General features: G+C 34.2%; 20 protein-coding genes. 2 read left to right on the plus strand and 18 right to left on the minus strand.

The window, feature by feature from the left end:
* Positions 1-17: 17 nt before the first annotated feature.
* From DG435_RS09845 to hpaH, 8 genes are read right to left on the minus strand one after another with little or no spacing between them, the layout of a single operon-like run.
* The gene (locus DG435_RS09845; protein ID WP_106792373.1) at positions 18-1652 is read right to left on the minus strand and encodes a thiamine pyrophosphate-dependent enzyme; all 1635 of its coding nucleotides are present in this window, start codon (positions 1650-1652) and stop codon (positions 18-20) included.
* Between the two features lie 3 nt (positions 1653-1655).
* Entirely contained in the window at positions 1656-3161 is a 1506-nt protein-coding gene (locus tag DG435_RS09850) for an aldehyde dehydrogenase (protein ID WP_106792372.1), read from the minus strand.
* Positions 3162-3524 carry a 5-carboxymethyl-2-hydroxymuconate Delta-isomerase gene (locus tag DG435_RS09855; protein WP_106792371.1) on the minus strand — a complete coding sequence of 121 codons (363 nt, stop codon included), beginning with the start codon at positions 3522-3524 and terminating at the stop codon, positions 3162-3164.
* A gap of 42 nt (positions 3525-3566) precedes the next feature.
* Positions 3567-4421 carry a 3,4-dihydroxyphenylacetate 2,3-dioxygenase gene (gene hpaD / locus DG435_RS09860; RefSeq protein ID WP_106792384.1) on the minus strand — a complete coding sequence of 285 codons (855 nt, stop codon included), beginning with the start codon at positions 4419-4421 and terminating at the stop codon, positions 3567-3569.
* 10 nt (positions 4422-4431) lie between these two features.
* A complete protein-coding gene (hpaE, locus tag DG435_RS09865; protein WP_106792370.1) occupies positions 4432-5946 on the minus strand; it encodes a 5-carboxymethyl-2-hydroxymuconate semialdehyde dehydrogenase in 1515 nt (504 codons plus the stop codon).
* A complete protein-coding gene (locus DG435_RS09870) occupies positions 5946-6689 on the minus strand; it encodes a fumarylacetoacetate hydrolase family protein (RefSeq protein WP_106792369.1) in 744 nt (247 codons plus the stop codon). Before DG435_RS09870 ends, hpaE begins: the two co-directional genes overlap by 1 nt.
* 60 nt (positions 6690-6749) lie before the next feature.
* Complete coding sequence (locus DG435_RS09875) at positions 6750-7550, minus strand: aldolase/citrate lyase family protein (RefSeq protein WP_106792368.1); 801 nt, start codon at positions 7548-7550, stop codon at positions 6750-6752.
* 4 nt (positions 7551-7554) lie between these two features.
* Positions 7555-8358: a 2-oxo-hept-4-ene-1,7-dioate hydratase gene (gene hpaH / locus DG435_RS09880; protein WP_106792367.1), complete on the minus strand. Its 804-nt coding sequence runs from the start codon at positions 8356-8358 to the stop codon at positions 7555-7557.
* A 124-nt stretch (positions 8359-8482) separates the two neighbouring features.
* Here hpaH and DG435_RS09885 point away from each other — a divergent pair, with 124 nt between their 5' ends.
* Positions 8483-9394, plus strand: a complete 912-nt coding sequence (locus DG435_RS09885; RefSeq protein ID WP_106792366.1) for an AraC family transcriptional regulator — start codon at positions 8483-8485, stop codon at positions 9392-9394.
* Between the two features lie 3 nt (positions 9395-9397).
* Here DG435_RS09885 and DG435_RS09890 read toward each other — a convergent pair whose 3' ends face one another.
* Entirely contained in the window at positions 9398-9694 is a 297-nt protein-coding gene (locus DG435_RS09890; protein WP_106792365.1) for a hypothetical protein, read from the minus strand.
* Positions 9695-10436: 742 nt separating this feature from the next.
* Here DG435_RS09890 and DG435_RS09895 point away from each other — a divergent pair.
* Positions 10437-12641 (plus strand): transglycosylase domain-containing protein, encoded by a 2205-nt coding sequence (locus DG435_RS09895; protein ID WP_106792383.1) that lies wholly within the window; start codon positions 10437-10439, stop codon positions 12639-12641.
* Positions 12642-12669: 28 nt separating this feature from the next.
* Here the strand turns inward: DG435_RS09895 and DG435_RS09900 are convergent, their stop codons facing one another.
* The 9 genes from DG435_RS09900 to DG435_RS09940 all read right to left on the minus strand — a co-directional run bounded on the left by DG435_RS09900 (position 12670) and on the right by DG435_RS09940 (position 21549).
* The gene (locus DG435_RS09900; RefSeq protein ID WP_106792364.1) at positions 12670-13242 is read right to left on the minus strand and encodes a phosphatase PAP2 family protein; all 573 of its coding nucleotides are present in this window, start codon (positions 13240-13242) and stop codon (positions 12670-12672) included.
* Positions 13243-13265: 23 nt separating this feature from the next.
* Positions 13266-13493, minus strand: coding sequence for a hypothetical protein (locus tag DG435_RS09905; RefSeq protein WP_106792363.1), 228 nt, complete (start codon positions 13491-13493; stop codon positions 13266-13268).
* A 74-nt stretch (positions 13494-13567) separates the two neighbouring features.
* The gene (locus DG435_RS09910) at positions 13568-14653 is read right to left on the minus strand and encodes an OmpA family protein (RefSeq protein WP_106792362.1); all 1086 of its coding nucleotides are present in this window, start codon (positions 14651-14653) and stop codon (positions 13568-13570) included.
* Between the two features lie 150 nt (positions 14654-14803).
* Positions 14804-16174, minus strand: a complete 1371-nt coding sequence (locus DG435_RS09915) for an MATE family efflux transporter (RefSeq protein ID WP_106792361.1) — start codon at positions 16172-16174, stop codon at positions 14804-14806.
* A 256-nt stretch (positions 16175-16430) separates the two neighbouring features.
* A complete protein-coding gene (locus tag DG435_RS09920; protein ID WP_106792360.1) occupies positions 16431-17819 on the minus strand; it encodes a M20/M25/M40 family metallo-hydrolase in 1389 nt (462 codons plus the stop codon).
* A gap of 19 nt (positions 17820-17838) precedes the next feature.
* Positions 17839-18717, minus strand: coding sequence for a PPK2 family polyphosphate kinase (locus DG435_RS09925; protein WP_106792359.1), 879 nt, complete (start codon positions 18715-18717; stop codon positions 17839-17841).
* Between the two features lie 134 nt (positions 18718-18851).
* Positions 18852-19373 (minus strand): hypothetical protein, encoded by a 522-nt coding sequence (locus DG435_RS09930; protein WP_106792358.1) that lies wholly within the window; start codon positions 19371-19373, stop codon positions 18852-18854.
* 116 nt (positions 19374-19489) lie between these two features.
* A complete protein-coding gene (locus DG435_RS09935) occupies positions 19490-20653 on the minus strand; it encodes a sigma-54 dependent transcriptional regulator (protein ID WP_106792357.1) in 1164 nt (387 codons plus the stop codon).
* A complete protein-coding gene (locus DG435_RS09940; RefSeq protein ID WP_159025544.1) occupies positions 20653-21549 on the minus strand; it encodes a hypothetical protein in 897 nt (298 codons plus the stop codon). Before DG435_RS09940 ends, DG435_RS09935 begins: the two co-directional genes overlap by 1 nt.
* Positions 21550-21559 lie beyond the last annotated feature (10 nt).

Raw genomic sequence — 21559 nt, forward strand, 5'->3', positions numbered from 1 at the left:
GTATACATCTTTATAGATTATTTTACACCTCTCAGCTTAGGCATTGATTTAAATTGATCTGTAGAAGGCATATCAATACCTACTCCTATTTCTATTAGTGTTGGCAATTCTTGTTGTTTTGCCTTTTGTATTGCCTCTCTAAAACTATCAAAATCTGTTACTTTTTCTGCATTAGCACCGTATGATTTTGCCATTGAGATAAAGTCTGGATTCGTCAAATCACTGGCTATTACTTTATCCCCATAGTTATTGATCTGCATATTCTGCACATTACCAAAGGCATTATTATTAAACAGGCAAATGATTACACCTATCTTATGCTGTACAGCTGTAGCTAATTCTTGTACAGCAAACATAAACCCACCGTCACCGCAAACTGTAATTACAGGTAATTCTGGTTTTGCTATTTTTGCTCCAAGTGCAGTAGGAAATCCCCATCCTAAAGTCCCCATATATCCTGTAGATAAATAGGTTCTGGGAGCATAAGCCTCCCATAGCATTCTGCTGGCAAAACCAACCTGTGTTAACTCATCTACAAAGATCCCATCATCTGGTAATTCTTCTCTAATAATTCTCAAATATGTAGCTTGAGGTTCTAAATACATTGTTTTTTCTTTCCAACTAACTTTTAATGCTTGCATTTCTTTTTCTCTACTAGCTCTTTGAGGGATTTTGTTTTTAAGTGCCTCTAAGATTACTTTTGATGCTTGTGCTGCATTAGCTGTTAAGGCAATATCTGGTGTTGTAATTTTATCATGATCATTAGTATCTATATTAATACTAATAAATGACAGATGTTCATCAGTCCCCCATTTTAATATAGGCATACGTACATGACTTCCTATTCCCACAACCACATCTGCTTCTTTCCATAATTCATACGCAGCCGGTACTGGATGGCTCAGATAATTTCTAGAAGAGACGACACCTTTTCCGGTTCGATATGCAAATACCGGAATTTGCATATAATTAGCCAGTGCTGTAATCTCTTCGCTAGCATCCATAGCTCCACTTCCTACAAAAATTAATGGTTTTTTTGCATGAATCAAAGCTTCTGTTATCTTGTTAATTATAGATGTATCTATTTCTTCTTCTTGTTTTGCTTTCGCGAAAGCCGGAAATTCCATTTCATCAGAGCTCATTAACAAGTCCATAGAAATTTCTAATCCCACTGGCTGTGGTCTTCCAGTTTTCATTTCCTGAAAGGATTTCTGTATTTTATGTGGTATTTCTTTAATATCATTCACCTTATCCGAATATTTGGTAAGGCGTTTCATTATTCCCAATTGATCATTAGACTCATGTAATACACCCCAACCTTTTCCTTGAGTTTTTAAAGGAGTTTGACCAACCAATGCCAATACTTTTGCATTCAACCCATAGGCTGTTAACAAAGCTGCCGAACTATTAAGGAATCCTGGTCCAGGAACTACGTTATAGACTGCCGTTTCACCAGTTGCCAAGTGATATCCTAATGCCATGTACCCTACTCCTTGCTCATGGCGCGTATGTATTACCGATATTTCATCCTGATAATCATAAAATGCATTGTACAACCAATCGTTTTGTACTCCTGGTAAACCAAAAACAATTTTAACACCTTGTTTTATCAATGATCGTACTACGATCTGTCCCCCCGTTAATTTTGTCATAGTTTAGTATACTATATTTACTGCTTTTGTTTTTGTAAAAGCATATAACCCTTCTTTTCCTAATTCTTTTCCTATTCCCGATTGTTTAAATCCGCCTAGAGGGAAATGAGGATCTGACCGAGCATTAGAGTTTACCCATACCCAGCCGGCTTCTAGTTCGTCTACCATTCGCATAGACTTAGAAACATCCTTAGTAAAAACAGTAGAAGAAAGTCCGTAATTAGTCTGATTAGCTAATTTAATAGCCTCATCAACAGTTTTAAAAGGTACACCAACTAGTACAGGGCCAAAAATCTCTTCCTGTAGTACTCTAAGGTTATTATCGGTAGCTGAGAAAATAGCTGGTTCTAAAAAATACCCTTTATCTTTTATTTTTTTTCCACCCGAAATCAAGGTAGCTCCCTCTTCCTTACCTAATTTTATATAATCGATAACTGTATCTAAATGTGATTTACACACCAAAGGTCCTAAAGTCACATTATCCTCAAACCCATGTCCGATTTTCATTTTTTGAGCGCTGTGCATAATATCAGTCATGACTTTATCATAAACCTTTTCCTGAATATATACTCTAGAACCTGAAACACAAATTTGTCCCATATTTCTAAAAATACCTTGCGATACACATTGGGACGCCCAATCCAAATCTGCATCTTCAAAGACAATTGCTGGAGATTTCCCTCCCAGTTCTAATGATATTCCTGTAATAGAATCGATAGCTGCTTTTCCTATAGATTTTCCAGTAGCAGTAGATCCCGTAAAAGTTACTTTATCAATATCTGGATGTGATACTAAAGCATTTCCAGTAGTGCTACCGTTACCTAATATAATATTAACTACACCTGCCGGAAAACCGGCTTCTGCTATGAGTTCTGCTAATACCAAAGAATTAAGTGGTGTTTCTCCCGATGGTTTTAATACTACTGTACAACCTGCTGCCAGAGCCGGTGCCAATTTCCAGGCTGCAATAGAGAACGGGGTATTCCAAGGAATAACTGCCGCTACTACTCCTATAGGCTCTCTACGTGTAAAAGCAAAGTTTTGTTTATTATGAGGTTGCGGAATAGAAATATTAAAGGTTTCTCCCTCGATTTTGCTACACCATCCAGCATAGTATCTAAACGTTTTGGCTGCCCCTAATACTTCAGATTTTCTGGCTTCTGCAAAGGGTTTTCCATTTTCTAAAGTGATTACTTCTGCGATATGATCTGCATTTTCTTCAATTAAATCACCTAATTTATACAGTAATCGCTCTCGGTCTGCAGGAAGCATTTTTCGCCATTCATGGCTATACAAAGCTTTTTTAGCTGCACTCACTGCTTTGTTTACATCTTCTGGTGAAGAAATAGGAATGGTAGCGATCACCTCTTCATTAGCAGGATTAATCACTTGGCCAACCTCATCACCATTTGCTATAACCCACTCATTATTTATAAAATTTTTCTTAGACAGATCGCCAAAAAAAGATGTAGTCTTTGGATGTAACGAAAGTTCTTGTATTGATTTCATTTATCTAACAGCATTTTTGGTTAAGTCTAGTCCCATTATCAATTCTTTTATCTCTGTAGAAAGGATAATCTCTTTCGCATTGATTTCACTCTCAAAATATTTTTGTAACACTTTCATACCTATCTCAGACAATTCTTTTCTAACTTCGAGAGAACGACCTTCGCGTAAACGAATCAATAGATTTATCATTTTATAATCAGGATTGCCATCAATTATGAAATGATCACTAGATCGTACAACTCTACATTTTACTCCTAATTGAGGAATATGTCCCGTAGCTACAAATTCATTGGTTAGAGTTTGAAAAATAGCTCTAAAATCTGCTTCTATATTATCTGAGCATTCTAATGTTATATGTGGCATTACCTTAGTATATTAGGTTATTTTTATTACTATTAATACACTTCATGAAACAGGAAAAATCACATTTACCTGTCCTGTACCTGAACTCGGAAAATATTCTCCTATTTGTTCACATCTATTTTGATATTTGTCCCAACCTATAGCTCCATATAGCATCGCTGTATCATGCATATTTCCTTCACCAGAGCATCTCTCTGCATATTCTGGCAAAAGCTTCAAGAATGTTTTATGTTCTCCTTTTTTCCACAAGTCAAGTACATGAAGATCCATCTGTCGGTTAAACTCGCTTGATATTGTAAAAGTTCCATTATTTGCTTCATAATCTTCATTTGCCCACATTTTATGAGAAAGAGAACCTGATGCCAATAACATTACATTATTATCACTTTCTTTAACTGCTTCGGCAATAGCTTCTCCTAACTTGCGAGAAGATTCATGACTATGAACTGTACACATAGCTGCAATAGATACTACTTTCAAATCTCTTTCAGGATTCATATAGTGCATTGGAACCAGAGTGCCATACTCAAGTGTAAGAGACTCAATATTATGAGACTCTGTATGTACTCCTTTTTTCATGGCTTTTCTAGCTATGGCATTTCCTAAATCAGAATTTCCGCAATATTCATAATCCATATTTTGAATAAATTGAGGAAATTCATGACTTGTATATGTGCCTTTAAAATAACTACCAGCATTGATATGGTATCCTGCATTTACGAGCCAATGCGTATCTAAAACAATTATAGTATCTGCTTTATTAGCACGACCTCGACGAGCTATTTCTTTATGCCCATCAATAGCTTGTTGTCTACAACCATATAGTTTTCCTGGTCTCTCGGATAACAACATTGTTGGAACATGTGTTATTTTGGCTGCTAATACTATTCTTCCCATAATGTTAATTTTATTCAATCCCCAATTTTGGGATATCATGATCTCCTAGTGCTACAGAAATATTTTTGGTTTCCATATAAAAGTCAAAACTATACTCTCCTCCATCTCTGCCTATACCGCTATATTTAATTCCTCCAAAAGGTGTGGGTAAGTGTCTTACATTTTGCGAATTTATCCATACCATTCCTGCTTCTACTTTATGTGCTACACGATGTGCACGACCTACATCTTTTGTCCAGATATAAGCCGTTAACCCATATTTTACGGCATTGGCTATTTCGATGGCTTCATCTTCAGTTTCAAATGGAATTACGGTTAGAAACGGTCCAAAAACTTCTTCTTGGGCAATGCGCATACCTTTTGATGCATCTATAAATAATGTTGGATCTACATAACATCCTTTTTCTAACCCATCTGGTTTACCACCACCCAAAGCCAGAGTCGCTCCTTCTTCTTTTCCTATTTTGCTATAATTCAATACTTTTTCCTGATGTGTAGGATGAATCATAGGGCCAATTTCGGTTATCGGATCTAATGGATGCCCTACTTTTATATTAGCGACTCTCTTTTTTAGTTTTTCAACAAAATCTGAATAGATATCTTTTTGTAATAATAATCTACTACTTGATGTGCATCGTTCTCCATTAAGGCTGTATTTCATAAAAATTGCAGCATCTAGAGCTCTCTCTACATCAGCATCATTAAAAACAATAATAGGATTTTGTCCCCCTAATTCTAAATGCACTCTTTTTAACGTTGGTGCTCCTTGTTTCATAATGTGGCTACCTGTTGTAGTTTCTCCGATAAATGCAACTGCCTTTATGTGTTCATGTTCTGTCAATGATTTTCCTGCTGTTTCTCCAAAACCATGTACCACATTCCATACTCCTTTTGGCAATCCTGCTTCATGTGCTAATTCTGCGAGCCTTGCTGCTGTTATGGGACTAAATTCGGCAGGTTTATGAACGACAGTACAACCTGCTGCCAGAGCTGGTGCTATCTTCCATGTGCTTAGCATAAATGGAGTATTCCAGGGGGTAATAATACCTACTGGCCCGATGGGTTGACGCATGGTATAATTTACATGATGGGTATCTGGTGTAGATAACCCATTTTGTGCATCAATGGCTTTATCTGCAAAATACTTAAAGTTTGCAGCACCTCTAATCGCGGCTTTTTTCATAAAACGGATAGGTTGTCCCGTATCATAGCTTTCTAGTATCGCAATTTCATCTGCATGTTCTTCTATTTTTTCTGCTATGGCATACAAAATATCTCGTCTACTTTTATGAGACATTGCTTTCCATTCTGTAAAAGCATCCATTGCGGCCCGAGCTGCATTATCAATATCTTCTTTATCACTTTCTGCTACATTAGTTATAAAACTTCCATCTACAGGTGTTGTATTCTCAAATGTTTTTCCTGAAATCGCTTCAACAGTTTTTCCATTGATAAGATTCTTGATACCTCTTTCTTTCAATTGAGGTAAAAACCGATGTAATAATTCTAAATTCTCGTCTAACATTATTCTGCTATTAAGTAATTTTCTAATTTTCCAATACCCGACACTTCACATACTACTGTATCTCCCGGATAAATGTGTGATACTCCTTCTGGAGTTCCTGACCAAATCATATCGCCGGGATTAAGTGTCATAAAATCTGACATATACTCTATCAATTCTGCAATGTTATGTCTAATATTTTTGGTATTACCTTCTTGTCTTAGTTCTCCATTCACCCAGGTTTTAAGGGAAACATTGTTAGGGTCTATATCTTTGGCATCTACCATCCACGGACCACAAGGCCCCCAGGTATCAAATCCTTTTGCCTTAAGTGGTGGTCTGTAATAATTAACCACAAAATCACGAACCGTAATTTCATTGCCTACCATATAATATCCAACATAATCTAATGCATCAGCCGCTTTAACTTTTCTGCACGAACGACCTATTACAGCCACAAGTTCACATTCGTAGTGCATATAATCTATTCCCGATGGAACAATAATATTGGATTTATGCCCAATCATCGTATGGGGCATTTTGTGAAACAATATGGGATATTCTGGAATCTCTAACTTTAGTTCCTTGGCATGATCTGCATAGGCTAATGCTACACCAATTGCTTTACCTACTCCTTGTGGATCAAGGGGTGGAAGAAACATAACATCATCAGGATTAAATTCTTGTGTCCCTTTTAGTATAAGATCATTTTCATAAATCCCCTGATGGATTCCTCCATTATACGCAAACCTTACGTGTTTCATACATTTATATTTATTGCCGAATCAAATTCTCACTACTATAATCTTTTTGCTTTTCACAAATCAGTAGCGTGTATTTGACGTATTATCTTTTTGTTCTGGTTTATAGTGTTCTGCTAATTCTTTTGCTGTTTTTGCAAGTAGAAGAGTATCAATCCCAACTCCAATCATATTAGCACCTTGCTCACTGTAATAGTTAACAATTTCTTTTGATGTAGACAGAAAACCTGCTGTTTTTCCTTTCGCCTTAATGCGGTGGATAGCTTTTACTATTACCTCTTTTACTTTTGGGTGGTTGGGTTGCCCCAAATACCCCATTGATCCTGCTAAATCTGCTGGTCCTATAAATACTCCATCTACCCCATTTACTGCTAAGATTTCTTCTAAATGATTAATTCCTTCAACAGATTCTACCTGACAGATCAAACACATTTCATTATTAGCATCCAGGAAATAATCATTAGTTCTATTCCATTTTGATGCTCTTGCCAATGCTGTACCTATGCCTCTAAAGCCTTCTGGGGGGTAACGCATTGCCTTTACAAGTTCTTCTGCCTGTGATGCGCTTTCGACCATCGGAACCAACAAGCTTTGCACACCAATATCCATAAACTGTTTTATAAGTACAGAACCCCCAACAGGTGGGCGAACAATAACCTGCACATCATATGCAGCCATTACTTGCAGTTGCGTCTGAATAGTTCTTAAATCAAATGGAGCATGTTCTCCATCAATTACAATCCAATCAAATCCAGAACCTGCCAAAATCTCTGCTGTAACTGTATCTACAATACCATTCCATATACCATAAATGGTTTCACGATTATGTACTGCTTCTTTGAATAAGTTTTTAGAAATGTTCATGTTATTACATAAAATTACAAGTTATTTTCCCCAGTGAATTATAATCAACAGTAATAGTATCTCCGGCCTTTACGATAACCGGACGTGTAAAAGAACCTGCCAAAATGATTTGTCCTGCATCTAACGTTATATTGTGTTTTGCATATTTTTTTGCTAACCATATAATACCTTTGGCAGGGTGATCAAGTACAGCTGCAGCAATACCAGACTCTTCGATAGTTCCGTTTTTGTATAATAATGCACCTACCCACCTTAAATCTATATCTCGAGGATTAATTTTGGTATTACCCAAAATGATCCCTGCATTAGCTGCATTATCAGAAATCGTATCTTTAACAGTTCTACTATAATTTGTATTGGGATCAACCCGGAAAGTGCGTGCTGCAATAAGTTCTAGTACAGGTACTACATAATCTGTTGCATCCAATACATCTTCTATTGTAAGAGTATCTCCGAAAAGTGGTTTTTTCAATACAAAAGCTAATTCTACCTCTATCCTTGGATCCAAAAAATCGGAAGTTTTTATCTCACAACCATTTTCATAAACCATATCGTCTAGTAGTGTTCCATAATCAGGTTCATTAATATTCATAGCGACCTGCATAACTTTAGAAGTAAGACCAATTTTATATCCAACTACTTTTCTACCTTCTTGCTTTTTGATATTAACCCACTCTTTCTGAATTTGATAGGCATCATTAATATCCATCTCAGGAAAATAATTTGTTGTGGCGACTACCTGTTTTTTATTTTTTTCTGAATCATGTAATCGATTTGCTTCCTCTTTTATTTGTGATGAAGTTAACATAGTATAATTTATTAGTTGCAATCTCGTTTATTTAAAAACAAAGTTGATTCATAAAAGTGCTATAATTGTTTCACTTTTTGTTGTCTTGCTACTATTTATATGTATAATGGATTATTTTTGATGTATGAAAGATAAAGATTTGATTCGATTAGATAAATTTTCGGATAAAAAAGATTTGCCCTTTTTTATGCGTCCCTTAGTTCATGAAAAAAACAGAGATAGAAAAAAAAGAGACCCACATCGTCATACATATCATGAGATTATATATTTTAAATCCGGTGAAGCACTTCAGAACATAGACGATGAAATTGTAAACCTGAAAACTCCGAATACTTTTTATTTAATAGAGCGAGGACAGGTACATGATTTCATTAAAGGAAAAAACATGCAGGGTTTTCTAATTCGTTTTGATAGTGAGCTTATTCCTTTTCAAAAAACGATCGATAACATCTCTTTTTTATCCATAATTCATAATATATCTAAGGTAAATACAATTATTTTAGGCAAGGATGATGTATCACAATTTGAAGCAATTTTAAAACAGCTTCATTATGAATACCTATCTCCTTTATATTCATACGGGAGAAGAAATACAATCGTTTTTCTATTACTTACTTTATTGGTGAAATTGCAGCGAAAATGTAATGAAATCAATAGTGATGAGCAAAATTTAAATCAATCTTATGAAAAAAAGATATATTATAAGTTTCTAGAATTGCTAGAACTTAATTTTTCTAGTTATCACGAGTGTGATTTTTATGCTCATGAGCTCGGTTTATCAAACAGAAAATTAACCGAGATCACAATGTTTGCCAATGGATCCTCAAGTAAAAAAATTATTATTGATCGTATTATTATTGAAGCAAAACGATTATTACTCTATAGCCAAATCAGTTCGAAAGAAATTTCTTTTATATTGGGATTTGAAAGCCCCTCATATTTTAGCAGGCTTTTTAAAAACAAAACTGGAGAATCTCCAAATTCATATAAAAAAAACATCAAAAGTAAAGAAAATGCATATTTCGAAAAAAGATGATGATTATTTATCATCAATATCTGCTACTTGATCTTTACGCACTTCTTCAGGAATATCACTTGTAGTACTTACAGTTTCTTCTTCCTCTTCAAAACTTTGCATGGTATCTGCGAGACGTTTGCTAATTTTAACCAAATAGATAGTCTCTTCTGTTCTTACCTCTACAGCTTCTATTGCTTCATTATGCTGATTTCTAAAATGAACAATATCCTTATCGGCATAGCCATCGGGAAACTTTTCTACAAGTAGGTTTAAAATATTTTTATTAAGCTTTTTGTAGTCAACAATTACTCTTTTCATAGGACTCAAGGTTTTAAGAATTAATTCTATACTTTACATATTTCAAATAACATTTTTTTTGCTAAATGTTATTATCTCTACTATAAATCTTGGAGTAGTTTTTATTAAGTTACTCCAAGTAATTTTCAATTGAGCGTATATTATTTCACTGAGTAATTTGTTACTACAAGTCTAAATAAAAAAAATGGAACTTTTAAGAAATCAACTTTAAAAATCAATTATTTTTTTCAATTTTTTACTTGTTAAAAATTTGAATTTTTCCTATGATCATAGTGTGTTTTCAAAACTCTTTAGGAAATTTATATTTACAACGAGTCATTTTTTATATCAAAGCTCAAATCCAAAAAGAGAAAAGACACTAGACACTATATGAAACTTCATTTTAAGAAAAATGGGGTACTATATATTTCTCTTGGAATTTTAATCTTTTTTATATGTTTTCACTTTGGAAAACATGAGAGTATAAAAGGGCATTCTATATATATTCGCAAACGATTTGGTAGATTTTTCTGGCTGGGATTACTTCATGTTTTACTCTTGCATATTTTGCTCTAATTGTAATACAAAAACTCTATATTTTCACTTCGCTACCTTTTTCATTGCTTATGATAATAATGATTGTATTATTTATTAGAGGTTTCAGAAAAAACAAGAAACCCATATCTCCTAATAATATGGCATTTTCGACGTTATGTATGTCGGTATTATGATTATGATAAAGACGATATTTAAAAAAAAATGGATGAAATGGTTATTATATACCATTGGTGGGTTCATTTTCTTCAGCATTTGCTTTTATGCTAGTATCTATTTTGGCTTTTGGGGTAAATTACCTAACAAAGAAGAATTAAGTTCTTTAAAACAGGCCGAGGCCACTCAAGTACTCGATAAAGATGGCCATATGATTGGTAAATATTACATCTATGACAGACAACCTATATCTTACGAAGATTTACCTCAGCACCTTATTGATGCACTAGTAGCTACAGAGGATGTACGCTTCTATGAACATGATGGTGTAGATAACACAAGTCTGTTACGCGTGTTTTTTAAAACCATTTTGCTTAGAGATAAATCTTCGGGAGGAGGAAGTACTATAACTTTACAATTGGCAAAAAACCTCTTCGGAAGAAAAAAATACAAATTTTTTAGTACAGTAATCAATAAATTGAAAGAATCTTTTGTTGCCAAAAGAATAGAAGATATTTATTCAAAAAAAGAGATTCTTACACTATACTTTAACACTGTTCCGTTTCCAGATAACACCTACGGAATAGAAAGTGCCGCCCAGAAATTCTTTAATAAATCCACCCATCAATTAACACTATCTGAAGCAGCTACACTTATAGGAACATTAAAAGCAAATCATAGTTATAACCCAAGACTTTTCCCTGAAAGAAGTCAGTTAAGAAGGGATGTTGTACTTCAACAAATGGCTAAATATGAGTACCTAAGTGCTCATCGGTCAAATCAAACAATGAGTCAGCCCATCATCATGGATTATCAATATTTTAATCACGATCTTGGATTGGCACCTTATTTCAGAGAAGAAGTAAAAAAAGAATTGATCAACATCTTAGAAAAGCATAAAAAGCCAGATAGCACTGTTTATGATATCTATAATGATGGTTTGATTGTACATACTACGCTAGATTATAAAATGCAGGTTTTGGCAGAAGAAGCTATGAAAGAACATATGCAAGTTTTACAAAACGATTATGAAAAATCTTTTGGCAGTGCTGCTCCCTGGAAAAACAATAAAGATCTTGTTAATAATGCGATCAAAAACCTCAAAATTTATACTATTTACAAAGAACAAGGACTTACAGAAGCACAAATTGAAGATTCTCTTTCTGCAAAGAAAGACATAGAACTGTTCGAATGGAGTGGTAACATTACTAAAAAAATATCTTCTCTCGATAGTATACAACATTACCTTAAGTTTCTTAATACAGGAATGATTGCTATCGAACCAACAACGGGTGCGGTACAAGCATATCTGGGAGGGATTGATTATCGTTATTTTAAATATGATCATGTTTCGCAAAGCGAAAGACAGGTTGGATCTACTTTTAAACCTTTTGTTTATACTACTGCTATAGAAAATGGCATGAAGCCTTGTTCTTATTTTTCGACAAAAGAGATTACCTATACAAATTTGGATAACTGGACGCCTAAAAATGCATCAGAACAAAATGATCCTTATCTTAATTTTACGCTAGAAAAAGCACTAAGCAACTCTGTTAATACTATTGCCGTAAAGGTGCTCAATGAGGTTGGTATCCCAAAAGTTGTAGATCAGGTAAAAAAACTAGGAGTCACGGCTATACTTTCTGAAGAACCTGCAATGGCATTGGGTACAGATGGTATTAAATTAAAAGAATTAGCAGGTGCTTATGCAAGTTATGTAAATGAAGGTAAAAGTGTTAAGCCATTTTATATTTCGAGAATTGAGGATAAAAACGGTCGTTTAATTGCTTCTTTCGAGCCTGAAATAGCTGAGACTCCTGCTTATAATAATTACACCAGGCAGGTGCTTTTAGAAATGATGAAATCTACTGTAGAGCAAGGTACTGCAACCAGACTTAGAGCGACCTATAACCTCAAAAACGATATTGCAGGAAAAACAGGGACCACCCAAGACAATAAGGATGGTTGGTTTGTGGGTATCACCCCAAACTTAGTAACGATCACCTGGGTAGGAAATGACAACTATAATATTGGTTTTAAGACTACAGCTTTAGGACAAGGAGCCAATACTGCGTTACCAATTTTTGCTAAATTGTACCAAAAGATGAATCTAGATAGTACATTTGATCCTATTACAAAAAGTAAATTCGAAGAGAGCTCCAAAGAAGTTTTAAAAGATTTGGATTGTAGACCCGAAAAAAGAGATAATTTCCTTAAGCGTCTTTTTGGTAAAAAGAAGAAAAAGAAGAGATTTTAGATTACTATAATTCTACATTACTTACTTATTATACAACTTCCCCATATTTCTTTACCAGAAATGTATGTAGCTTAAATGCTCCTACTCCCAACAAAATACCTATTGCCATACCAGTGACAATATCGCCGGGATAATGCACTCCTATATAAATTCTGCTATAACTAACAACAATTGACCATACCACCATAAATGGGAAAATATATTTTAAGTGTTTTCGAAGGGCTAATCCAGTAAAAAAAGCTAATGCCATAGAACTTGCTGCATGGCCCGAAAAATACCCGTGACGTCCACAACGTTCTGCAATAAAACGTGTAAACTCGGATACTCCGTCTGCTCTACATGGTCTTGGTCGCATAAACAACACATTCTTAAACAGGTTAGATAACTGATCAGTAGCTGTAATTAATAACGCTACTACTATCAATGTAATGATGGTGCCTCTAATTCCAAAATATTTATAGAAAAAAACCAGTAATACTAAATACAAGGGGATTTGGTATAACTTCTCTGTCATAAATAACCAAAATCCATCCCATGCAGATGAGCCCAGGTTATTGAGATATAAAAAAAGATCTTTGTCTAATTGTATGAGGTCTTCCATTGTTATGGTTGTTTATTTATTTTTTATTCGTCGTAACGTTCTATTTCACGATCATAAAAATCGTTAGCAGCTATAAAAAGATTTTCTGCTTCTTCTAACAATTCTTTTTCATCATCTTTATCAAACTCTTCAAGCCATTCTACTTCATCATTCTCCAGATTGATAATAAATCTGGGAAACTCGGTATGAATTACAAAAATGGCATCTGGATAATCAGTATTATCACCTAATAAGAATTTTGGAAAGTCCATAATGAATACTTAAAATTACAAAGTTTCAAAGGTACTATCTTTTTTAAGGAAATCAGAAAATTATTAGGGAACTACTATTCAATTTTAATTTCTATTCTGTTATTTGATTCTGGGTCCAAATTAGAACCTGTAGTAACCACAGGCATAGTATCTCCAGCCGCTACTATTTCGATTAAAGATTCGTCTATACCTTGTTCAACAAAATATTTTTTCACATTACTTGCTCTCATTGCAGACATGATTTCATTCTCAAAAGATGAACCAGCATCATCTGCATGACCAATAATTTTAACTGTGCTTACTTTAAAAATGGTTACATATTGGATATAAGAATCCAATGCCTTTTGAATTTCTTTATATGCTTCACTTTCACCTACCAAAAACTCTACAGGCGAAAAATCAAGAGCCATATCACACACCTGGCTTGATGCAAGGTTTTTGGTATCTCTCATTTCCATTAGTAAAACATCGTCTACAAAATAATAAGCTGTATCAAATCCTCCTCCTTTTACAGATTTTCCTTTTGGGCTATCTGAGAAATATCCCAAAGAAATATATTTTTCTGTTCCTTTTGCTCTATATACACCACAAACTTTAGTCCATCCTTTGGTATTACATACTATTTTTGACGATTCTATATTTAGAGGAAATCTAGAGGTGGTAGTTATTTTTGGTCTTCTAGCGGTAAAATATGATCCAATAGACGAAGTACAGGAATTCGAGATTCCTTCACCAAGAGAAACATACATATGAAAATAGTAATATTTACCTTTGGATAATGGTTGTTTTAATTTTGCCGTCACTCCTTCTTTATAAGGACCTCCAGCAATATACATTCCTACTTTACCTTCTCCTGTTCTGGGTTCTTGTGCTCCAAACTGCTTTAAAAAGTTAGGTGCCTTATGAATAAATCTAATATCATCTAATCTTGGGTGATAAGCATCCGGAGAGTTAATTGAAGCTTTCCAATCTTTAATAATTCCAAAATTTTGCATCTCCATATCTAATCGTGCAATCGCAGCATTTGTAGCTTCGAAACTAGGATTAGGAATAAGATTTTGATTTTTACTATGGACAAAGTTTTGACTTATACTACTCTGCGTAACCATTATGGCAAGAACTACAAGTAGTAGACAAAATCTAGAATTTGGGACTCTCATATTTTGTATTCTCTTTTTTTGGAAAGATAGTTAATTATTCGTTAATACCAAATAAACGTAATAAGTATAAAAATGGTATTTGATCTTTATTTTTATTTAAAAAATCACTTCTAAAGCCTTGATTTAAAAGGTAACAAAGAGATAATAATTTTAATTTTTCTGAATTAAACCTTTGGTCAAAGCATTAAATCTAAGATATAGTAGTAATGCAGAAACAGAAAGACCTGCTAGCAATCCAATCCATATTCCAGAGCTTTTATATTCGGTATATAATCCTAAATAATAACTAATAGGAAACCCTACTACCCAATATGCAATAAATGTAATTAAGGTAGGAATCTTAACATCCTGCAGGCCTCTCAAAGCACCAAGTACTGTAACTTGTATTCCATCAGAAATCTGAAATAATGCTGCGATAATCAATAGTTTTGCAGCAATAGAAATCACTTCGGTATTATCTGCTATATTTTCAACATCATTTACATCCAGATATATTTGTGGTAACAACTCATTAAAGAGGATAAAAAACAAGGCAAAAACAGCTTCTATTAAAAATGTTAGTAAAAATATCGAAATCGCAATTCTTCTTAAATCTCTAAAATGCTGAAGCCCTTTTTGATTACCAACACGTACCATAGCAGCGACACTTAACCCCATAGCTACCATAAAGGTCATAGAAGCCAGATTCAATGCAATTTGATTTGCTGCTTGTGGATTTTTACCTAAAATCCCAGATAGCCATATAGCAGCGGTAAAAATGGCTACTTCAAAAAACATCTGTAACGAAGACGGAAACCCTAGTGCCACTATCTTATTTATCATTCTGCGTTCTAAAGTAAAAAATTTGATGCGGGTAACATAAGGTCTAGATTTTTCTTTATTCTTAAGAAAAACCCATAAAAAGATAACCATCACAAATCTTGAAGCTAGTGTCCCGACAGCTGCACCAACTATTCCCATTTGTGGAAAACCAAATTTTCCAAAAATCAATACATAATTGAGAACTATATTAACCAAATTCGCAACCAAAGTGGCATACATTGGATATTTGGTCATAGACAACCCATCTGAGAATTGCTTTAATGCCTGAAAACTTACTAATGGAATCAATGAAAAAGCGACCAGATCCAGATATGGTATTGCAAGTTCAACCACTTCTGGCGGTTGTTTCATTAGATACATCAATGGTTTTGCTGCCAATATTAATAAAAACAGAACTATTCCTAATGTGGTACATAAAAACAACCCATGTTTAAACGCTGATTTACCATTTTTGAAATTATTTTCTCCATCTGCTTCTGCTACCAATGGTGTAATTGCTGTAGAAAATCCAATCCCTAAAGACATGGCAATAAACATAAAACTATTTCCGAGAGATACTGCTGCTAATTCTGCTGTACCCAGCTGTCCCACCATAATATTATCGACCAATCCTACAAAAGTATGCCCCAGCATACCCAGCATTACCGGTGCAGCCAACTTTAGGTTATATCGAAATTCTTTGGTGTACTGTTGTAGCATTTTACAATTTTGAAGACGCAAAGGTATTAGAACCGAAATGAACTAAGCAATTCTTATTGTTTATTTAACGTTATTTAAAATTTTTCTAAACGAGAAGTACTACAGAAATTACTTGTTCTAAAAAGAAATTAAGGTAAAAGAAACCGGGGATTGGTGGTTCATCTTATCAACCAGTTATTTCATACTGATATAAGTTCACAACAAAAATGGAAATTTTAGAGTCAAAATCTCCATTTTTGTTATGTACTTTAAAATATTATTTCATTCCATATTTATCAAAAAGATACACTAAACTGGCCATTGTGGCAGCGCCTAATTCGAGTTCTCTCCTATTAACGGCATCAAAAGTATCGTTCTTAGCATGGTGATAATCAAAGTAGCGTTGTGAATCTGGTCGTAATCCTGCGAGTACGATTCCCTCTTTTTTAAGTGGTCCTATATCGGCACCGCTTCCACCTTGAGTGAAAGAATGTATCAGATAGGGTTCAAAAAGAGGCTTCCAGCCTTGTACTTGTGCAAAATTAGCATCATCGCAATCAAACGAAAAACCTCTGGGAGTAAATCCTCCTGAATCACTTTCCAGGGCAAAGACATGGTTTTCTCCTTTATTTTTGGCCACCTCTGCATATTTTCTACCTCCGCGTAACCCATTCTCTTCATTCATAAATAATACTACTCGAATAGATCGTTTAGGTTTATACCCTATTTCTTTAAATAGTCGAAGCACTTCCATAGATTGTACTATTCCTGCTCCATCATCATGAGAACCATCTCCCAGATCCCAAGAGTCTAAATGCCCACCAACTACCATATATTCTTTAGGAAATTCACTTCCTGTAATTTCGCCAATTACATTGTATGATTGTACATCTTTCCATGTACGGCAGTTCATATTAATATGAAACTTAATTTTAGGGTTTAATGTTAACATAGAGCTTAACAAGTCTGCTCCATTCGTACTTATTGCGGCAGCAGGAATCTTATCCATATCTCCAAGTTTACCGTAGCTCATTGCTCCTGTATGTGGAAAATCGTCTAATCTGAGGTTCATAGAACGTACAATTACTCCAACAGCTCCAAACTTAGCTGCTTCTGCTGCTCCAGAATATCGTTGATCTACACATCCACCATATGCTCTAAATGTTTCAATAAGATCTGCTTGCATAGGCCTGTTAAAAAACACTATTTTTCCTTCAATCTGAGCAGTACCCATTTCTTTAAGTTCTTCTAATCCTTTAACTTCTATAATAGGTGCTTTAATACCACCTATTGGTGTTGGTACAGAACCTCCTAATGCGCAAATTGGCACATTAGTCGTTACGCCTGGTTCTGTTTCGATATAAGCAAATTCTGTTACACCGCGAGTCCATTTTGGTACCATTACTGGTTGTAACCATACTTTATCCAAGCCTAGCTCTTTTAATTCTTTTTCTCCCCACTCTACAGCTAGTTGTGCATTTACAGAACCCGAAAGTCTCCCTCCAATCTGGTTAGAAAGATAATCCAGCCATGCATAACTTTTACCATTTAGCAGTGAGGTATCGTATATTTTTTTTAATGTAGTAGAATCTTCTTTTGCTTCATTTTGTGCAAAGCCATTAAGTGATAAAATTGCAAAAATGATTGGGATTATAGTTCTTACCATAGTATTTTCTTAAACCTTTTTATTCGTTCTCTAATTCTTGTTTATACAAATCCAGATTGGCTTTTGTTTTGTTGTCTAATTCTGGTTCTTGTATATCGTCATATTCTTTTAATGTAGTATATAAAGTTTTTGCTACAATATATCTTGCTACGGGCTTATTATCTGCAGGAATTACATACCATGGGGCATGTGGCAAAGAAGTTCTATTTATGGCGTCCTGATAACAATTCTGATATTGGTCCCAAAGTTTGCGCTCTTTTAAATCTCCTGCAGAAAATTTCCAGTTTTTTTCTTTTTTCTCTAGCCTGCGAAGTAATCTATTCTTTTGCTCTTCTTTTGATAAATGCAAATAGAATTTATAAATCAAGGTACCGTTTTCGGCAATGTGTTTTTCAAAATTTCGAATTTGTTCAAAACGTTTATCCCAAAATACATCATTAATATCTTCAACTGTATTGATATGAGGAATATGTTCTCCCATTATATATTCTGGATGTACTCGTGTTACCAAAACATTTTCATAATGTGTTCTATTGAAGACTCCAAACTTTCCACGTTGTGGCAAAGCAATATAGTGTCTCCATAAATAATCATGACCTAATTCTAATGCTGTAGGGACCTTAAAACTATGAACAATAATGCCACGAGTATTGAAATCTTTAAATACTTCTCTGATCAAACTATCCTTACCAGAGGTATCCATACCCTGAAGACAAACCAGCACAGCATATTTACCATGTGCATATAAAGTATCCTGAAGCTCTCCTAATTTCTCACGTGTTTCTTCGAGTTCTTTCTCGATTTTTTTTTCGCTTTCGTTAAGATCAAAAGTGGTAGGGATTTTAGATAATTCTATGGCATTAGACACCATAAAATCTTCGTGGTTTATCTTCTTCATACTATGATTTGTGTTATCACCCGAAAGATACTAAAGTTTTGGGTTTGTAAGAAAATAGTTTACTAATACACTCTTTTTAATATATTTTTTAACAAAAAAGGGGCAATCAGAAACATTTGAAAAGGTAAAAAGATTTATCTAGCATAGAAATCATAACTAAATCCAATCATAAAAGTATCATACCTTCGTCCTAGACTCTTAACATTAAGTTCTGCAAAAATATGTACAGGTATAGAAACCTGATGTAATGCTCTTATTTTAATTTGTGCTCCATGGTTAAAGCTTCCTGTTCTAAAACCCAGAAAAGCATCATCTTCAATTGCTTCAAATTCGACCGAATCATTACCTACATATCCCATACCAGCTGTTATCGTAGTAGGGTACCAATTAAATAAAATCAAATTTACTCCAATTGCCAATTCATTATATCCCTCATACTCTTCATCAGCACCTATAGCAAATGAACGATTGTATTCTCCCAGAAAAGTAGTGTAACAATTAAAAGCATATTCTATCCTGGCTCCTAATGCTAATTCATTTTCGAGTCCGAAACTTTTTGTAGCTGCAAATCCATAATTGGTTGCTCCTGGATCATATTGAGCAGAAGATATATACGGTATACACAACAACAAAATTAAAAATAAAACTCTTCTCATTATTTAGGGCATATGCTATAATTGGTCGTAATATAAGAAGCATTAATTACAATAATCTTTTTACTAAAAACCACAATCAATCATTATAGACTATGAACTGGAATAAATATTAATAATTATTTAGTTGCAAAAAGTTTTACATCTTCTTCACTAACTTCGCTACCACCAAGGATAATTAGACGCTCAACTACATTGCGTAGTTCTCTGATATTACCTGTCCAATCATATTGCTGTAATTGTTTTATAGCTTTGGCTGAAAATGTTTTAATAGGTGATCCTTGTTCTCCGGATATTTTTTTGGTAAAATACTCTACCAATAAAGGAATATCATCTCTTCTATCATTTAGTGCCGGGACTTTCACCAAAATCACTGCCAATCTATGATACAGATCCTCTCTAAATTTATTTTCTGCTATTTCTTTTTTCAGGTCTTTATTTGTTGCAGCAACTACACGCACATCTACTTTGATATCTCTATCACTACCAACTCTTTGTATTTTATTTTCTTGTAGTGCTCTAAGTACTTTGGCTTGTGCAGAAAGGCTCATATCTCCAATTTCATCAAGAAATATCGTTCCTCCATTCGCAGCTTCAAATTTACCGGCACGGTCTTTATTGGCAGATGTAAAAGCTCCTTTTACATGCCCAAAAAGTTCACTTTCTATTAATTCTCCAGGTATTGCTGCACAGTTCACTTCTATCATTGGTCCTTTTGAACGTTCACTTTTTTGATGAATCCAGTGTGCAACTAATTCTTTACCTGTACCATTGGGACCTGTAATTAAAACTCTTGCATCTGTTGCTGCAACTTTTTCGATTATGTTCTTGATATCAGAAATAGCTTTTGATTCCCCTATCATCTCATAATTTTTGGAGACCTTTTTCTTTAGCATTTTGTTCTCCACGACCAGTTCTTTACGATCCAAAGCATTACGTACTGTATTGAGCAAACGATTAAGGTCTGGTGGCTTAGAAATATAATCAAAAGCACCTAACCTCATTGTGTTTACAGCAGTATCCAAATCCCCATGACCAGAAATCATGACAATAGGGATTTCGGGCTTTATCTTTTTTATAGCTTCTAGCACTTCTACTCCATCCATTTTTGGCATTTTGATATCACAGAGTACAAGATCATAATCATCTGCTTTGATTTTTTCTATACCAGAAAGTCCGTCTTCGGCTTCGAAAACTTCATATTTATTGTTTTCTTCAGATAAAATTTTTACCAGAACCCTACGAATTGCTGCTTCGTCCTCAATTACTAATATTTTTGCCATTATATTTTAAATTTTATTCCGCTACGAAAATAGAATGTATTTTTATCATTGATTGCCATTACATTTTCTTGATTACCATCTCGTAAACGAATTTCATTACTTAATGTATATCCCGCATATGTGTAGAACAATAAGTGTTCCGTAAAATAATATTCATACCCCAATGCTCCCATAACATTAAACATCGATACATTTTCTATTACTTTTGTCTCTCCGTTATCATCTACATATGCTTTGTTATTTTGCAAATTACCATAAAAACGATCGAACCCCACAAAAGCCTGGAGTGTACTTTTTTCACTAAAAAAATATTTAATATTTGTTTTAGGAGTCCCAATAGCATACGACCAACTTTGATGAAATCTTTTATAATAATTAATGATAGGAAGTGGAAAATTAAGACTAGCGGGATTAGTATACTGCACTCCTACAATTAAACGAGCCGTTTTTGGTTCTTGTACATTTTTATACGTCTTTACAAAATACAAAGACCCTCTATATCTAAAATCATCTCTTTCTACACCAGACCCTTCAAAATTAGATGAAATTCCAACTCCGAATTTAGTACCAAACCTCCAATTATTTTTCATCTTAAATGTATACCCCAACTCTATAGCTGCAGTATGAAAACTATTTAAGTCTCCCTGATCATCAAACCCTAACTCGTCATCTATCTCTATGTTATTAAATCTATATTGTGCACCGATTACCAAGTAGGTTCCTTTATCATCCATTTTAATAGGATAATTAGCCGAAATTCTAAACCGACTATAAACATTATCACTATCGGCTTGTGGGATATATGTATATTCGATTCTTGCTAAATCAGTACTCTGACAACGTATACCGTTTAAGCTATAAAGTAGTATGCATATAAAAATCAGGCTCTTTCTCATTTATGGGGCG

This window comes from Aquimarina sp. Aq78, assembly GCF_900299525.1.
GTDB lineage: Bacteria > Bacteroidota > Bacteroidia > Flavobacteriales > Flavobacteriaceae > Aquimarina.

Coding starts and splice junctions, on each gene's coding strand:
- DG435_RS09845 (WP_106792373.1), bottom strand. CDS start 1,652: ATGACAAAATTAACGGGGGGACAGATCGTAGTACGATCATTGATAAAA.
- DG435_RS09850 (WP_106792372.1), bottom strand. CDS start 3,161: ATGAAATCAATACAAGAACTTTCGTTACATCCAAAGACTACATCTTTT.
- DG435_RS09855 (WP_106792371.1), bottom strand. CDS start 3,524: ATGCCACATATAACATTAGAATGCTCAGATAATATAGAAGCAGATTTT.
- hpaD (WP_106792384.1), bottom strand. CDS start 4,421: ATGGGAAGAATAGTATTAGCAGCCAAAATAACACATGTTCCAACAATG.
- hpaE (WP_106792370.1), bottom strand. CDS start 5,946: ATGTTAGACGAGAATTTAGAATTATTACATCGGTTTTTACCTCAATTG.
- DG435_RS09870 (WP_106792369.1), bottom strand. CDS start 6,689: ATGAAACACGTAAGGTTTGCGTATAATGGAGGAATCCATCAGGGGATT.
- DG435_RS09875 (WP_106792368.1), bottom strand. CDS start 7,550: ATGAACATTTCTAAAAACTTATTCAAAGAAGCAGTACATAATCGTGAA.
- hpaH (WP_106792367.1), bottom strand. CDS start 8,358: ATGTTAACTTCATCACAAATAAAAGAGGAAGCAAATCGATTACATGAT.
- DG435_RS09885 (WP_106792366.1), top strand. CDS start 8,483: ATGAAAGATAAAGATTTGATTCGATTAGATAAATTTTCGGATAAAAAA.
- DG435_RS09890 (WP_106792365.1), bottom strand. CDS start 9,694: ATGAAAAGAGTAATTGTTGACTACAAAAAGCTTAATAAAAATATTTTA.
- DG435_RS09895 (WP_106792383.1), top strand. CDS start 10,437: ATGAAATGGTTATTATATACCATTGGTGGGTTCATTTTCTTCAGCATT.
- DG435_RS09900 (WP_106792364.1), bottom strand. CDS start 13,242: ATGGAAGACCTCATACAATTAGACAAAGATCTTTTTTTATATCTCAAT.
- DG435_RS09905 (WP_106792363.1), bottom strand. CDS start 13,493: ATGGACTTTCCAAAATTCTTATTAGGTGATAATACTGATTATCCAGAT.
- DG435_RS09910 (WP_106792362.1), bottom strand. CDS start 14,653: ATGAGAGTCCCAAATTCTAGATTTTGTCTACTACTTGTAGTTCTTGCC.
- DG435_RS09915 (WP_106792361.1), bottom strand. CDS start 16,174: ATGCTACAACAGTACACCAAAGAATTTCGATATAACCTAAAGTTGGCT.
- DG435_RS09920 (WP_106792360.1), bottom strand. CDS start 17,819: ATGGTAAGAACTATAATCCCAATCATTTTTGCAATTTTATCACTTAAT.
- DG435_RS09925 (WP_106792359.1), bottom strand. CDS start 18,717: ATGAAGAAGATAAACCACGAAGATTTTATGGTGTCTAATGCCATAGAA.
- DG435_RS09930 (WP_106792358.1), bottom strand. CDS start 19,373: ATGAGAAGAGTTTTATTTTTAATTTTGTTGTTGTGTATACCGTATATA.
- DG435_RS09935 (WP_106792357.1), bottom strand. CDS start 20,653: ATGGCAAAAATATTAGTAATTGAGGACGAAGCAGCAATTCGTAGGGTT.
- DG435_RS09940 (WP_159025544.1), bottom strand. CDS start 21,549: ATGAGAAAGAGCCTGATTTTTATATGCATACTACTTTATAGCTTAAAC.